17 protein-coding genes are annotated in these 14,118 nt (G+C 67.4%); 12 read left to right on the plus strand and 5 right to left on the minus strand.

What is annotated here, in order from left to right:
* The first annotated feature begins 129 nt into the window (after positions 1 to 129).
* Positions 130 to 1,311 carry a sensor histidine kinase gene (locus EV649_RS04495; protein WP_241997704.1) on the plus strand — a complete coding sequence of 394 codons (1,182 nt, stop codon included), beginning with the start codon at positions 130 to 132 and terminating at the stop codon, positions 1,309 to 1,311.
* Positions 1,308 to 1,949 carry a response regulator transcription factor gene (locus EV649_RS04500; protein ID WP_130380783.1) on the plus strand — a complete coding sequence of 214 codons (642 nt, stop codon included), beginning with the start codon at positions 1,308 to 1,310 and terminating at the stop codon, positions 1,947 to 1,949. Before EV649_RS04495 ends, EV649_RS04500 begins: the two co-directional genes overlap by 4 nt.
* A gap of 4 nt (positions 1,950 to 1,953) precedes the next feature.
* Here EV649_RS04500 and EV649_RS04505 read toward each other — a convergent pair whose 3' ends face one another.
* A complete protein-coding gene (locus EV649_RS04505) occupies positions 1,954 to 2,847 on the minus strand; it encodes a hypothetical protein (protein ID WP_130380785.1) in 894 nt (297 codons plus the stop codon).
* A 128-nt stretch (positions 2,848 to 2,975) separates the two neighbouring features.
* Entirely contained in the window at positions 2,976 to 3,815 is an 840-nt protein-coding gene (locus tag EV649_RS04510) for an isoprenyl transferase (protein WP_277875615.1), read from the minus strand.
* Between the two features lie 248 nt (positions 3,816 to 4,063).
* Here EV649_RS04510 and EV649_RS04515 point away from each other — a divergent pair, with 248 nt between their 5' ends.
* The 10 genes from EV649_RS04515 to EV649_RS04560 all read left to right on the plus strand — a co-directional run bounded on the left by EV649_RS04515 (position 4,064) and on the right by EV649_RS04560 (position 11,505).
* On the plus strand, positions 4,064 to 4,675 hold the full coding sequence (locus EV649_RS04515; protein ID WP_130380787.1) for a hypothetical protein: 612 nt from the start codon (positions 4,064 to 4,066) through the stop codon (positions 4,673 to 4,675).
* Positions 4,669 to 5,661 carry a hypothetical protein gene (locus EV649_RS04520; protein ID WP_130380789.1) on the plus strand — a complete coding sequence of 331 codons (993 nt, stop codon included), beginning with the start codon at positions 4,669 to 4,671 and terminating at the stop codon, positions 5,659 to 5,661. The genes EV649_RS04515 and EV649_RS04520 overlap by 7 nt, the downstream gene beginning before the upstream one ends.
* A 330-nt stretch (positions 5,662 to 5,991) precedes the next feature.
* Positions 5,992 to 6,408 (plus strand): hypothetical protein, encoded by a 417-nt coding sequence (locus tag EV649_RS04525; protein WP_130380791.1) that lies wholly within the window; start codon positions 5,992 to 5,994, stop codon positions 6,406 to 6,408.
* A complete protein-coding gene (locus EV649_RS04530; protein ID WP_130380793.1) occupies positions 6,405 to 7,169 on the plus strand; it encodes a PIN domain-containing protein in 765 nt (254 codons plus the stop codon). The genes EV649_RS04525 and EV649_RS04530 overlap by 4 nt, the downstream gene beginning before the upstream one ends.
* 107 nt (positions 7,170 to 7,276) lie before the next feature.
* Positions 7,277 to 7,678, plus strand: a complete 402-nt coding sequence (locus tag EV649_RS04535; protein ID WP_130380795.1) for an excisionase — start codon at positions 7,277 to 7,279, stop codon at positions 7,676 to 7,678.
* Positions 7,679 to 7,683: 5 nt separating this feature from the next.
* The gene (locus EV649_RS04540) at positions 7,684 to 8,451 is read left to right on the plus strand and encodes a PIN domain-containing protein (RefSeq protein WP_130380797.1); all 768 of its coding nucleotides are present in this window, start codon (positions 7,684 to 7,686) and stop codon (positions 8,449 to 8,451) included.
* Positions 8,452 to 8,557: 106 nt separating this feature from the next.
* Positions 8,558 to 8,971: a hypothetical protein gene (locus EV649_RS04545; protein ID WP_130380799.1), complete on the plus strand. Its 414-nt coding sequence runs from the start codon at positions 8,558 to 8,560 to the stop codon at positions 8,969 to 8,971.
* Positions 8,972 to 8,976: 5 nt separating this feature from the next.
* Positions 8,977 to 9,741 (plus strand): PIN domain-containing protein, encoded by a 765-nt coding sequence (locus EV649_RS04550; protein ID WP_130380801.1) that lies wholly within the window; start codon positions 8,977 to 8,979, stop codon positions 9,739 to 9,741.
* A gap of 656 nt (positions 9,742 to 10,397) precedes the next feature.
* Positions 10,398 to 10,784 carry a hypothetical protein gene (locus tag EV649_RS04555; RefSeq protein ID WP_130380803.1) on the plus strand — a complete coding sequence of 129 codons (387 nt, stop codon included), beginning with the start codon at positions 10,398 to 10,400 and terminating at the stop codon, positions 10,782 to 10,784.
* Positions 10,774 to 11,505: a hypothetical protein gene (locus EV649_RS04560; RefSeq protein ID WP_130380805.1), complete on the plus strand. Its 732-nt coding sequence runs from the start codon at positions 10,774 to 10,776 to the stop codon at positions 11,503 to 11,505. Before EV649_RS04555 ends, EV649_RS04560 begins: the two co-directional genes overlap by 11 nt.
* Positions 11,506 to 11,509: 4 nt before the next feature.
* On the opposite strand, the gene recO is transcribed toward EV649_RS04560, so the two are convergent.
* Genes recO through EV649_RS04575 form a run of 3 tightly spaced genes read right to left on the minus strand, consistent with a single transcriptional unit; the run spans position 11,510 to position 14,082 of the window.
* A complete protein-coding gene (gene recO / locus EV649_RS04565) occupies positions 11,510 to 12,262 on the minus strand; it encodes a DNA repair protein RecO (protein ID WP_130380807.1) in 753 nt (250 codons plus the stop codon).
* A 12-nt stretch (positions 12,263 to 12,274) separates the two neighbouring features.
* The gene (locus EV649_RS04570; protein WP_130380809.1) at positions 12,275 to 13,096 is read right to left on the minus strand and encodes an SDR family oxidoreductase; all 822 of its coding nucleotides are present in this window, start codon (positions 13,094 to 13,096) and stop codon (positions 12,275 to 12,277) included.
* Positions 13,093 to 14,082, minus strand: coding sequence for an aldo/keto reductase (locus tag EV649_RS04575; RefSeq protein ID WP_130380811.1), 990 nt, complete (start codon positions 14,080 to 14,082; stop codon positions 13,093 to 13,095). Before EV649_RS04575 ends, EV649_RS04570 begins: the two co-directional genes overlap by 4 nt.
* Between the last annotated feature and the right edge of the window lie 36 nt (positions 14,083 to 14,118).

Genomic DNA, 14,118 nt, shown 5'->3' on the forward strand with positions numbered 1-14,118 from the left:
ACGACGTCCTCCCTTCCGGAGCGGCGTCGTACCGAGCTGTCACCGGCGTGGACCGGTCCTCGTGTGTGGATCCGCCTGTGGAGGAAGATGGGGTCCGTGCAGAGCTCTCGCGGTGGCGCCGGACAGCCCGTGTGGACACGGACACTGATCGGTTGGCACATCGTGTTCTGGGTGCTGCTCGGGATGACGCTGGCGCTGTCGTTCCTCGGGGACCTCGGGGCGGTGCGGCAGGCCCTGTTCGCCGGCACGGTGGTGGTTCTCGGGGCGGCGTACCAGTTCATCGGGCTGCGCGCGATCCGGTCCCGGCGGGCGCTCCCGTCGTACGCCTATCGGCTGGTGCTGATCGCCTGCCTGATGGTGCTGATCGGGATCTATCCGCAGTCGGTGTTCCTGATGTTCATCGCGTCGGCGCAGATATGGCTGCTGTGCGCGGACATTCGCGAAGGGGTCGGGCTCAGCCTGCTGCTGGTGATCGGCGTCGGTACGGCGCAGTTGTGGAGCGCCGGGTGGGGTTGGGACGCGTTCTGGAGCATCCTGCCGTGGATGCTGGTCAGTCTCGTGGTCAGTCTGCTGTTCGGGATCTGGATCGAGAAGGTGATCACCCAGAGCCAGCAGCGTGCCGAGCTGATCGAGCAGCTCGAGTCGGCGCGGGACGAACTCGCCGAGGCGCACCACAGCGCCGGCGTGATGGCCGAGCGCGAGCGGATGGCGCGGGAGATCCACGACACGCTCGCACAGGGGATGACTTCGATCGTGATGCTCGCGCAGGCCGCCGCCGTCGAACTTTCCCGGGGTGGGGCTGACGGCGCAGCAGCCAGGCTCGCGGCGATCGAGGATACTGCGCGGGAGAACCTGGCCGAGGCGCGTGCGTTGGTTGCCGCGTTCACCCCGGTTGCGTTGTCGGAGGCAACGTTGACCGAGGTACTGCGTCGGCAGGCGGAGCGGTTCGCGGCCGAGACCGGTGTCGACGTACAGGTCTCGCTGGACCTGCCGGATGACGAGGTCACGGCGTTGCCGCAGGCGCAGCAGGTGGTCTTGCTGCGGTCGGCTCAGGAGGCGTTGGCCAACGTACGCAAGCATGCGGCGGCCACGCAGGTGCTGATCACGCTGGGGTTGTCGGACGGTCGGGTGTGGATCGAGATCCGCGACGACGGGACCGGATTCACGCCGGGGTCGGTGTCGGGCGGCTTCGGGCTGAACGCGATGCGCGGCCGGGTCGAGGAGTCCGGCGGCACCGTCGAGGTGGAGAGTACGCCGGGTCGCGGCACCCGGGTCCAGGTCCTGATTCCGGCTGTACAGGAGGATGTGTGATTCGGGTTCTGGTGGTCGACGATCACCCGGTGGTGCGCTCAGGACTGAGCGGGATGCTGTCGGTGACCGACGACATCGAGGTGGTCGGCGAGGCCGGCGACGGGGCCGAGGCGCTCGCGCTGGTGGAGTCGACCAAGCCGGACGTCGTACTGATGGATCTGCGGATGCCGCGGATGGACGGGGTCGCTGCAACCGGAGCGATCGTTTCCGGGTACGCGGCGACGCGGGTACTGGTGCTGACGACGTACGACACCGACACGGAGATCCTGCGCGCGGTCGAGGCCGGCGCCGCCGGGTACCTGCTGAAGGACACCCCGCATGCCGAACTGCTGAACGGGATCCGGGCCGCCGCCCGCGGTGAAACCGTGCTCGCCCCGCCGGTCGCGGCGCGGCTGATGTCACGTCTTCGTACGCCGGCCGCACCCGCCGCCGCGCAACCCTCGCCGCGCGAGCTCGAGGTGCTGGCCGCTGTCGCCCGCGGTCTCAGCAACGCGGAGATCGGGCGCGAACTGTTCATCGGCGAGGCCACCGTGAAGACGCATCTCCAGCGCCTGTTCGCCAAGCTCGACGTCGACGACCGCACCCGCGCCGTGACCGTGGCGATCGAACGCGGCCTACTCCCCTCGCCCGGACGGTGACCGGCTAGCGACCTTGTCCCCGGTCCTTCGACTGTCCGTCCGTGTCGGGACGGTACTCCTGCGCGCCCATGGAGTAGGCGATCCGCGGATCCACCGCGGGCTGCGGCGTGAAGCCTGCCCGCGCAGCGTCGGCCAGCTGGGCCTTCTCAACGTCCGCTTGCTGCTTCTCGGCCGACGCCTGGTTGGCGACGTCGACAGCGAACTGACCGATCCTCCGGAATCCCGCACTGTTCTTGTCGAGTTCCGTCCGCAGGTTGCCGACCTGTCCTTGTGCCTGAGAGATCGCGCCTCCGATCTCACGGGTCGCGGAGCCGATCTCGGCGGAGTGGCTGCGCGTGCCGTCGATCCTGGCGGCGGAGTTCTCGAGGCTGTTGGCCGATGACCGCGCCTGGGACAGTTCGCCCATCATCTGCTCGACCCGCTGGTCGACGACGTCGACAACAGTGTTCAGGTACTCGACGCCCCCGCGGAGCTTCGCCACGTCGTCGGTTGCACGGTCCGGCAGTTGCTCGATGCGCTCCAGATCCCGGAGGGCGTTCTTGAGGGCCCCACCTCTCTGATGCAGGGACTCGCGGAGACCGTCGAGGTCCCGCTGGGCCGCTCCGATCCGGCTGGACAGGTTCCCGGCCTCGACCTGGTACGACCGAAAGGTGGAGACAAGAGCCTGTTTCGCCGGCTCCACGGCCGCGCCCTCGGCGTTGTCGATCCCCTGCTCGAGCGCGCGGACGCTGTCGACGCCCGGTCTCAGCATCTGGACTTCTTCCATCCGCCGGCCCAGCATCCGGCCGATGTGCTCGTCACTGAGCTCGTTGGCCACTGACTGCAGCGTTCCCTGCGTCTGGGTCACGGCCGTCGCGATCCGGTCGGTCAGGCCGGCGAATTCCTCTTCGTCAGCCATCAGCTCTCACCCTTCGTCCGCCGCACGCTCCTGCTCCCGTCACGATCGATGCCTCGCACAACGAGCGTAGACGCTCGTGGGTCTGTCTCCGGTTCCCACCCCCAGGGCGAGCCCGCCGTACTGCGGGGTCAGCGCTCGGTGGCGACCTCGTTCGGTACGGCGCCGCCGTACCGCCGGTCCCGCTGCGCGTAGATCTCGATCGCCCGCCACAGGTCCCGACGGTCGAAATCCGGCCAGAGCGTGTCCAGGAACACCATCTCGGCGTACGCGAGCTGCCAGACCAGGAAGTTGCTCGTCCGCTGCTCCCCGGACGACCGGACGAACAGGTCGACCTCGGGGATGTCGGGCGCGTAGAGATGCCGGGCGATCGTCTTCTCGGTGATCCGGTCCGGCTTCAGCTTGCCGGCGGCAACTTCTTTGGCGATCTCCCGCATGGCGTCGGCGATCTCCGCCTGGCCGCCGTAGTTCACGCAGAACTGCAAGGTGATGGTGTCGTTGTCCTTGGTCCGCTCCTGCGCGTACTCCAGCTCGTCGATCACGCTCTTCCACAACCGCGGCCGCCGCCCGGACCACACCACCCGGACCCCCATCGCGTCCAGCTCGTCGCGCCGCCGATGGATCACCTCACGGTTGAACCCCATCAGGAACCGCACCTCTTCGGGCGACCGGGCCCAGTTCTCAGTCGAGAACGCGTACGCCGAGATGTACTTCACCCCGATCTCGATGCCGCCCTTGATCACGTCCAGCAACGAAGCCTCACCGGCCTTGTGCCCCTCGGTCCGAGGCAGCCCCCGCTGCTTCGCCCACCGCCCGTTCCCATCCATCACGATCGCCACATGCCTCGGCACCAGTTCCTTAGGCACGTCAGGCACCCGAGCCCCCGAAGGATGCGGCTCCGGCGCCACCACCACCTTCTCCGCTCCCCGAGCCCCCACCAACCCACGACCCCGCCGACGACCAATAGGCATACCCCGCAGTCTCCCACCCCGCCCCCAGCCCTCCACCCCCACCTCACGCCTTCACCGGACTGCTTTGTGCACCGAATCCGTATCCGCAGGCCCGCGCCGTACGGACTGGATGCACAAAGCCGCCCTCCTCAACCACCGTCCACCACACCTCATTGCAGCAACCTGCAACCTGTGGACAACCCACCCCGCCGAACACCCTCCGTATGCCACCCTTACACCAACAGCACTCAAGAACGGAGCCCCACCACATGCCCCGCCGACCGCTACTCGCCGCCGTCGCCACGCTCAGCACCCTCACCCTGCTGACCGCCTGCAACGGCTCCCCCGAAGCCGGCCGGCCCAACACAACCCCCACCACAACCTCGGCTGCAGCCACCCCGACGCCAACCGCACCATCCACCCCGACCTGGACGCCAGCGGAGCAGACGGCGATCGCAGCAGCGAAGAAGCAGTACACAGTGGCCCGCGCTGCGATCGACACCGCCTTGGCATCACCGGCCAAGGCAGACCAGGCCAAGCTGGCGAGCGCCGGCAACGGAGGCGCGTGGATGACCACGGTGCTGGAGGACCTCACCACCTTCCAGGAGTACGGCTGGTACGAATCCGGCCGTACGAAGATCACGACCCTCCAGGTGTCGTCCGTCAACCTCAAATTGGAGCAACCAGAGGTCCGGCTCATCAATTGCATCGACAGCTCTGCAGTCGTCATCCGCTCCCAGGCAGACAACAAACCGGTGTCAGCCGGCACCGGGACCAAGAAACCCAAGAAGGTCTCGTCCAGCGTCGTCTACGCACCGTCTGCGACGGGCGGCGCGAAACGTTGGTGGTTGATCGCCGAGCAGGAGTTGGGCGCATGCTGAAGTCCGCATCCAAGCTGCTTCTCACGCTGACCATAACGGTTGCGACGATTGCTCAGCCGTTGCAAGCAGACGCCGGCGAAACGCGTGCCCCCAAGCCGGGACCAAATTACGTCTGGAAATGCATCAAGGCTTTGGCCATTTGTGACTGGTTCGTCAAGACGACCAGCCACAAGCCAGGCTCCGTCAAGACCGGCGGCAAGAAACCTGTCAAGTCGATCACGAAGCGGCCGGAACGAATCTGTTTGCAGGGCGGCGCCGCGCATACGTGTACGTCGGTCTTGGGCAACTGGTCGAACAGCCGGCAATGCTACTTGCGGCGACTCGATCCTCAGCCTCCGCGCAGCGACCCCGCGTGGCAGGGCCACACCGACGGCGCAATATGGACCTGTGTCAGTGAGTACGACGATCGCTTCGTCACCAAGTGGGTATGGATACCTGGCAAGCCCGACACAGTAGTTGTCGATCCGGTGACGTTGGTCTATGAGGCGATTGCAGACATGCATCTGGCTGCACCTCTCATCAACACGGCGCCAGGCTCGGGGCAGATCGGGCTGGTGAACATGCCGGTTTGGTTGTGGGTTAGGAAGACGGAGAACACCTGGGGGCCGATCGTGCGGTCGGCGAGTGTGCCGGGGTTGTCGGTTACGGCTACTGCTCAGGTCAAGGCGATCAACTGGTCTATGGGCGACGGTAAGACGGTTCGATGTGAGGGGCCAGGGACGCCGTACGACAAGTCGATGGGCGTGAAGGCCTCGCCTACCTGCGGGCATCGGTATGTGAAGACGTCGCGGAAGCTGCCGAACTGCAAGTACCCGGTGACCGCGGTAGCGCAGTGGGACATCACCTGGCAGAGCACCCTCGGCGACACCGGGCAGATCTCGATGACTCAGCAAGCCGAGACCCAGCTGCGTATTGGCGAAGCTGTCCCAGTACTCGTTGATCCGGACGGTGGCGATGCTGTCGCGCCGGCGGCGGGTGGATGCTGACGGGGACATTGGATGCGGGTGCCGCGGGTTGTGCCTGAGCGCCTGCGGCGGTGGAGCCGAGTCGGTGCGGGAGGAGTTCCCGCCCGGAGCTGCCGATCGACGAGGCAGTTAGCGCGAAGGATCGGACGCGTTGTCCTGCGGAAGATGTTGCCGAAGCGGATGTCCCGTTCCGATCGTCGGGCGGGCCAGCTGCCCGACGCCGTCAACCCTGGACGTTGCCCTCCGCAAGCGACGCCGCGTCGTTCTCGGCACTATCTCTGCCCTCGGGAGTTATCCACAAGGGACGAGCGGCCTGCGCCGGACCGCGCCGCCGGCGACTAAAATCCATTCATGTTTGAGCCGACGATGGACGCGCGGATCTACCTGCTGGACGAGGACGAACGGCACACCTCGCCGGACGGGCCTGCGGTCATCCGGCCGGACGGGGTGCGGGAGGAAATTCCGCCGCAGGTGTATCGGGCGGTGGAGCACGTACTCGACGCGATGCGGGCCGGGAGAGCGGTGAAGGTCAGTCCGTTCCGGACAGAGCTGCCGATCGACGAGGCGGCTGCCGCGATTGGGATGCGGCGGGACGACCTGAGGAAGAACGTGGCGAAGGGCGCAGTCCCGTTCCGGTCGAGCGAGTACGTCGATTGGGTACGGCTGGCAGACGTCATCGAATGGGACAACAGGCGTTACTCGGAGCAGCAGGCCGCACTGGATGAGCTGATGGGGGGCGACCCCGCGGACGACGACGGCACGTCATGACCGAGAGGGAAGGGCCGGAATCGCCCAATGTCGAGCGAGCCTTTCTCGACGCCAATGTGATCCGTGGGCAGCAGACCACCGACGTTCTGCTGTCGTTGGCGAACCGCCGCGTGTTCGAGCCGCGATGGACTCAGCACGTCATCGACGAGATGCGTCGTAACCGTCCGCCCGGGTTGCCCGAGGCGGACATCGACAGGCGTATCAGGACGATGAACCGTGCGTTCCCAGACGCGTTCACGGAGGCTCCTCCGCAGGGTCTGCAAGACCGGATGCGGGCCGATTCCAAGGACAAGCACGTGCTGGCGGGTGCCGTGTACAGCGAATCGGAAGTTCTCGTCACCGACAACCTCAAAGACTTCGATCCGCCGTCGAGCGGACCTGACGCGATGCGGGTCGAGAACCTGAACCAGTTCCTCAACCGGAAACTCCGCGAGAACCCCGACCGAGTTCAGGGTGCGCTGCGGGACATGTTGAGTCGCTACAAGCGGGATCCGCGGACGATGCCGGCTCTGATTGATGCGATGGCTGAAGGGCAGGAGCTTCGAGAGTTTGCTCAGAAGCTGGATACTGTGGTGCCGATTGAGCAGCGTGGGAGTTCGCCGGTTTTGGCGGCCAGCCAGCGGGGGTCGGCGCAGTACGCCGCATTTGAGGGCATGGTTGAGCCTGGTGTGCCAGCGGCCCCTTCGACGGCTCCGGAGGCACGGAAAGCCGGTGGCAAACACGGCGTGGAGAAGGCCAAGGGCGCCGAGCAGGACCATTAGCCGCGCTCCCGCGGACCGTCGTACGTCCCGTGCTCGGGTTGTCCACACAGGCTTGCGCGGATCGCCGAGCGCGGAGCTGGGACCCGGGTGGCGGTTAGGATCTGGGTATGGCTGGGCCGACTACTGATGCGCGGATCTATCTGTTGGACGAGGACGAGCGGCGGATCGTGCCTGGTGGGCCTGCGGTGATCGGGCCGGACGGCACGCGAGAGGAGATTCCGCCGGCGGTGTATCGGGCGGTGCAGCATGCGCTCGAGGCGATGCGGGCCGGACAGGCGGTCAAGGTCGTTCCGCTCCGCACGGAGTTGCCGGTCGACGAGGCAGCCGATGCGCTCGGTGTCGGGCGTGACGTCCTCCGCAAGCACGTCGCCAAAGGTGACATTCCGTTCCGGTCCTCTGAGTACGTCGACTGGGTTCGACTGGCTGACGTCATCAACTGGGACAACGCGCGCCGCGAACGCAGGAGTGCGATTCTCGACGAGATGTTCGCTGACGACGAGGAGGAGTAGGCCGCGTGACGGAGTCAGCGTATTCGCCCAACTCCGGGATGCCCGAGCGGGCGTTCCTGGACGCGAACGTGATTCGCGGGCAGCAGACCACCGACGTACTGCTGTCGTTGGCCGACAATGATGTCTTCGAGCCCCGCTGGACTCAGCACGTGATGGACGAGATGCGCCGCAACCGGCCGCCAGGGCTGTCGGAGAAGGCCATCGACCGGCGGATCGGGATGATGAACGGCGCCTTCGAGGATGCGATGACCGAGACTCCGCCGCAGGAGCTGCAGGATCAGATGCAGGCCGATCCGAAGGACAAGCACGTTCTGGCGGGAGCCGTGCACAGCGAGTCGCAGGTGCTGGTCACCGACAACCTCAAGGACTTCCACCCACCGTCGACCGGGCCGAACGCGATGCGTGTCGAGGGTCTCAACCAGTTCCTCAACCGCAAGCTCGACGAGGACCCCCAGCGAGTTCAACAGGGCCTGCAGAAGATGCTGGACCGCAGCCGACGGGAACCAAAGACGATGTCGGCTCTCATCGACAACATGGCTGAGGGGCAGCAGCTTCGGGGGTTTGCGCAGCAGCTCAACACCGTGGTGCCGCCGGAGCAGCGTGGGACCTCGCCGGTGTTGACGGCGAACCAGCGAGGGTCGGCCCAGTACGCCGCGTTCGAGGGTGTGCCTGGGCCTGGCACGCCGAAGGCACCGGATGCGGCTCCTGAGGCGCGGAAGGCCGGCGATTCGAAGTCCGCCGAGCGCGCGAAGGGCGCCGAGCAGGACAAGTAGGTGAAGAAGGCGGTTATCACGCCAGGAACTGTGCTTCCTCGCTCGTGTTATCCACAATGGCGAAGATCCAGCGTCGTGGGGATTGTGGGCGACTAGAATTTCGCACATGTTTCGGCCCGAGATGGACTCGCGAATCTACCTCCTGGACGAGGACGACCGGGGCACCATCCCTGACGGGCTGGCGGTGATCGGGCCCGATGGGGTGCGGGAGGAGATCCCGCAGCTGGCTTATCGGGCGGTCCAGCATGTGCTCGAGGCGATGCGGGCCGGCCGGGCGGTGAAGATCGTGCCGTTGCGGACGGAGCTCCCGATCGACGAGGCCGCTGATGCGATCGGTATGGCGCGGGACGAACTGCGGGAGTACGTCGCGGAAGGCGCCGTACCGTTCAGGTCCACGCAGTACGTCGACTGGGTGAATCTCGCAGAGGTCATCGAGTGGAACAATCAGCGTTACGAGGAGCAGGGCGCCGCACTCGACGCGATGATGGCCGACGACGATTCGCGGAATGACGAGGAGTAGTCGGCATGACGGAGTCCGGCACGCCGGAGTCGACAGCGCCGGAGCGTGCGTTCCTCGATGCCAACGTGGTCCGCGGTCAGCTGACCACCGACGTACTGCTGTCTGTCGCACGACGCGGCGCTTTCGCGCCGCGGTGGACTCAGCATGTCATCGATGAGATGCGGCGAAACCGGCCGCCGGGGCTGCCCGAGGCAGCCATCGACAGGCGCATCGCCAACATGAACAAGGCATTCCCACGGGCTATGAGGTCGGCTCCCCCGCGGGATTTGCAGGATCAGATGCGGGCTGATCCCAAGGACAAACACGTGTTGGCGGGGGCTGTCCATAGTGGGTCGCATGTGCTTGTCACGGACAACTTGAAGGACTTCGATCCGCCTTCTTCCGGGCCACATGCGATGCGGGTCGAGAGTTTGAATCAGTTCCTGGTTCGCAAACTCGAGGAAGATCCGGGGCCGGTGCAGGCGGGGTTGCAGGACATGCTGGACCGGAATCGGCGGGAGCCGCAGACGATGTCGGCGTTGATTGACACGATGGCTGAGGGGCAGGAGCTTCGGGGGTTTGCTCAGAAGCTCAACACCGTGGTGCCGCCGGAGCAGCGTGGGAGTTCGCCGGTGTTGACGGCTAACCAGCGAGGGTCGGCCCAGTACGCCGCGTTCGAGGGTGTGCCTGGGCCTGGCACGCCGAAGGCACCGGATGCGGCTCCTGAGGCGCGGAAGGCCGGCGATTCGAAGTCGGCCGAGCGCGCGAAGGGCGCCGAGCAGGACAAGTAAGTCAGCTTGCTCCGGTCGCGCAGAATACCTCCGAGGTACTGCGGCTGCGTTGACCGAGGTCCGTTGCGCCGGGCAGCCGTGGTTGCCTTCCGATCCGGGGCGTCGAGTCGTGTGAGTCGGCGGACGAAATGCCGCCTGGAGTTCGACGGGTGGTGTCTTCGCCCGGCGGCGGGTCGGCGCGCCAATGTCGTCTCCTCCCCCGTGACGCTGCCCGCTGGCGGGTTGTTTGATCGCTGGTGCGCTACAACCCGGCAGCGGCACAACAACCTGCCAGCGGCACAACGCCCGGTAGGCTCGCCCGCCGGGCGCGTGCCGGACCGGCGCGGTACGACGACCGAGACGCTCCGAGGCAGACCGTTCTCACCAGGTGGCTCGAAGGCGCTGTGGGCGGTGATTGCGGAGCTGGAGACCCCTGCACCTGGCAGGCGCAGGTGCTCCGGGTGCCGGGCGGTGGCCCCTCTTCCAGGTACGCAGGCGGGTGCCGAGGGTGGGGTTGTGGATAAGTTCCGCGGGGTGGGCGCGGCAGGCAATAGATTCGGGGTATGACGAGTTGGGCTTCTGTTGATGAGGTTCGGGCGGACCTGGCGGGGGTGCTTGCGCGGTTTCGGGCGGGTGCATGGGCGTTCAGTTTTGGGGACGGGGTTCCTGAGGCGGTCATGCTCACGTACGACCAGTTCGAAGACCTCGGCGGGGAAGGCAAGTTCGCGGTCGCGGACGAGGTGATCGAGCCAGCGGTGCTTGCGCAACAGCTGCCGCAGCTCGTGGCGGCCGCGCGGGTCGGTGCCGGTGGTCCGGTGGTGTGGGGTGAGGACGGTGAGCCGGAGGCCGTGGTGATGTCGACGGCGCAGTACCGCGACCTTCGCGGCGACGATCACCCACCGGCCGGTGTCGTGGACGACCCGACTGTGCGGAGGTACGCGACGGAGCCACTTCCCGGCAGCCGGCCCCTGGACCTGGACGAATGGGCTGCCAACGATCCCCTGACCCGCGAGCTTCTCGACGAGATACGTGCCGAGGAGAGGTCAGAGGGCGATGACCGATGACACCAGATACCTGATCGTCGGAATCGAGAAGGCCCATCAGGATGTGCACTTCCTGCGCCGGCAGGCCAGAGCGTCGTCGGCTGCCCGCCAGCTGTACCGCGAGGTCCTGCGGGAGATCGAGAGACTTCGGACCGGGGCGACCGACGGACACCATGCGCTCGGCTGCGAGCCGGGAAAGGGCGATCTCCGCGATTGTGTGACGGCGTACGTCCGATCAGATCCTGCCCGCAAGGCTGACTACCGGTTGGTGTTTCGCGAGATGGGACCGGCGGCTCCCGGCGAACGGCCTCGGCGGGAGATACTCGCGGTCAAACCCCGCCGCGGCCCGAACGACGTCTACGCACATGTTTGTGCTCGGCTCAGCCGTCATCCGGACGACCAGCAGCCCGGGCTCAACCGCTTCGGGGACCGTCGACCCGACGCCAGAGGCAGCCAAGTCGCCCGTCAGGCAGAGCTGGACACCAAGAGAGCGATCGCGCACGCCTGGTCCGGCCAACAGCCGTTGAGCTCAACCCGCGCGCTTCTACCCGCCGGTGCCTCGCGAGGCATCCCCGAGGACCAGGCCCGAGCCGCGGCAGTAGCCCAGTACGCGGAGCCGCGTCGCAGCCTGCAATGGTCCGGCTCAGACCCGACGCCCGGACGCCCGCAGCCGGCGACCGGGTATCCGCGCCCAGCCCGCAGGACATCAGGCCCGACCGGTTGGCCGACGCGTGAGCGGTGAGGGGTTAGCCGGTTTGGTGGGAGTTGGGGGTTAGGTCTAGGTGGGGTAGGGAGCGGAGTTGGTTTTCTTGGTGGTAGGTGAAGAAGGCGGCTATCAGGCCGGTGGATTCTCTACGGGTTCGGGGGTCGGCTTGTAGGGCGGTGGGCCAGTCGCCGGTGAGGAGGGCGGCCAGGTGGGCGACGGTGGCGAGGGACGGCATGGCTGAGGCGGGTGGGCGGCAGGTGGTGCAGACCATGCCGCCGGCGGCGGGGTTGAAGGCGCGGTGGGGGCCGGGTTCGCCGCAGCGGGCGCAGTCGTCGAAGGACGGGGCGTAGCCGGAGATCGCGAGGGAGCGCAGCAGGAACGAGTCGAGGACCAGGGCCGGTTCGCGTTCGCCGGTGGAGAGGACGCGCAGGGCGCCGGCCAGGAGCAGGTGATGCTGGGTGGCGGGTTCCTTCTCCTCGACGACGAGGCGGTCGGCGGTCTCGAGGAGGACGGTGCCGGTGGTGTAGCGGGCGTAGTCGTTGACGATGCCTTCGCCGTACGCCGAGATCGATTCGGCCTGTGTGACGACGTCGAGGGTGCGGCCGGTGGCGAGCTGCAGGTCGACGTGGCTGAACGGCTCGAGCCGCGCGCCGAAGCGTGACGACGTACGCCGGACGCCCTTGGCGACCGCGCGAACCTTGCCGTTGGCGCGGGTCAGCAGCGTGGCGATCCGGTCCGCCTCACCCAGTTTCTGGGTGCGCAGCACGATCGCCTGATCCCGGTAGAGCGGCACGACGTCAGTGTCTCACCCGCGACCGACATACTCCTCGAGGCCGATCGGCTGGCGCCCGGTGATGTCGGCGACAGCGGTCGAGACGTTCCCCATCTCGCCGCTGGCGATGGCCGCGTACGACGTGACCCACCCGGCGACCTCCCACGGGGCGGCGCCGTACGACTCGCGGGACCGGTAGGCCTCGTCGAGCGTCTCGGCCTCGTACCGCACCTTGCGGCCCCAAGCCTCCGTCAACACCGCCGCCGCCTCGGCCAGCGTGAACGCTGACGGCCCGGTCAGGTCGTAGGTGGCGCCGTCGTGACCGGACCCCGTGAGGACCTGCGCCGCCACCGCGGCCACGTCGTCGCGAGCGACCGCGGCGACCCGCCCGTCCCCCGCCGGCCCGCGGATCACGTCGTCCGAACCCACGAACCCGGGCACGAAGTCGAGATACAGGTTGTCCCGCAGGAACGTGAAGTCGACCCCGGTCGATCGGATGTGCTCCTCGGTGTGCCAATGATCCCGGGCGAAGGTGAACGTCGCACCCGCAGCCGCTCCGACGAACGACGTGTACACGATCCGCTGCACACCCGCTGCCACCGCCGCGTCGACCGTTGCCTTGTGCAACGCCACCCGATCCGCCGACTCCGTTGCGCTCAGCAACATCAGTACGTCGACCCCGTCGAGCGCCGACAGCAACGCTGCGTGTTCGCCGTACGCCGCCTGCGCGACGGAGGCACCCGGCACCGACGGAGCCCGCGCCGGATCCCGCACGATCAACCGCAGCGGTACGTCGGTCAACCGTGCGACGATCCGCGACCCGAGCTGTCCGGTCGAACCGGTGACGGCGATCACTTGCCCACCAGGTCCATCCCGCCCTGGGTGTACCGCTGCCCCGACACCGCGTCCGGCGGAAACGCCTCGTCGAGCGCAGCCAACTCGGAAGCCGACAACGTGACATCCAGGGCACCGAGGTTCTCCGAGAGGTAGGTGCGCCGCTTCGTCCCCGGGATCGGGGCCACGTCATTGCCCTGCGCAAGCAACCAGGCGAGCGCCAACTGCCCTGGGGTCACACCCTTGTCGGCGGCCAGCGACTGCACCTGCGCGACCAGGTCCAGGTTCCGCTGGAAGTTCTCGCCCTGGAAGCGCGGCAACCCCCGCCGCATGTCATCTGAAGGGAAGTCCGCCTCCGACTTGATCTGCCCGGTGAGGAACCCGCGCCCGAGCGGGCTGAACGGCACGAACCCGATCCCGAGCTCACGCAGCGTCGGCAGGACGACGGTCTCCGGGTCCCGCGTCCACAGCGACCACTCGCTCTGGACGGCGGCGATCGGGTGTACGGCGTGGGCCGCGCGCACCGTCTCGCCGTTCACCTCGGACAGCCCGAGGTACCGCACCTTGCCGGCCTCCACCATCGAGGCCATCGCGCCGACCGTCTCCTCGATCGGCACCTGCGGGTCGCGGCGGTGCAGGTACCAGAGGTCGACGTGGTCCACGCCAAGCCGTCGCAGCGACGCGTCGATGGCCTCGCGTGCGTAGGCAGGCGAGCCGTCGACGACGGACGGCAGCGCCGAGGCCGACGCCGGACGCTTGAAGCCGAACTTCGTCGCGAGTACCACCTGGTCACGGCGGCCGGCCAGCCCGCGGCCGACGAGCTCCTCGTTCTCGCCGTCGCCGTACACGTCGGCGGTGTCGAGGAAGGTGCAGCCCGCGTCGATCGCCGCGTGCAGCGTCGCGATGGACTCGGAGTCGTCGGCGCGTACGCCGTACGACTGGGACATCCCCATGCAGCCGAGGCCGAGGGCCGAGACGGTCAGGTCACCGAGCTGGGATTCACGCATACCCCGAACCTACCGCCGCGGCCCGCTCAGCGGGCA

Source organism: Kribbella sp. VKM Ac-2569 (assembly GCF_004216905.1).
Lineage (GTDB): Bacteria > Actinomycetota > Actinomycetes > Propionibacteriales > Kribbellaceae > Kribbella.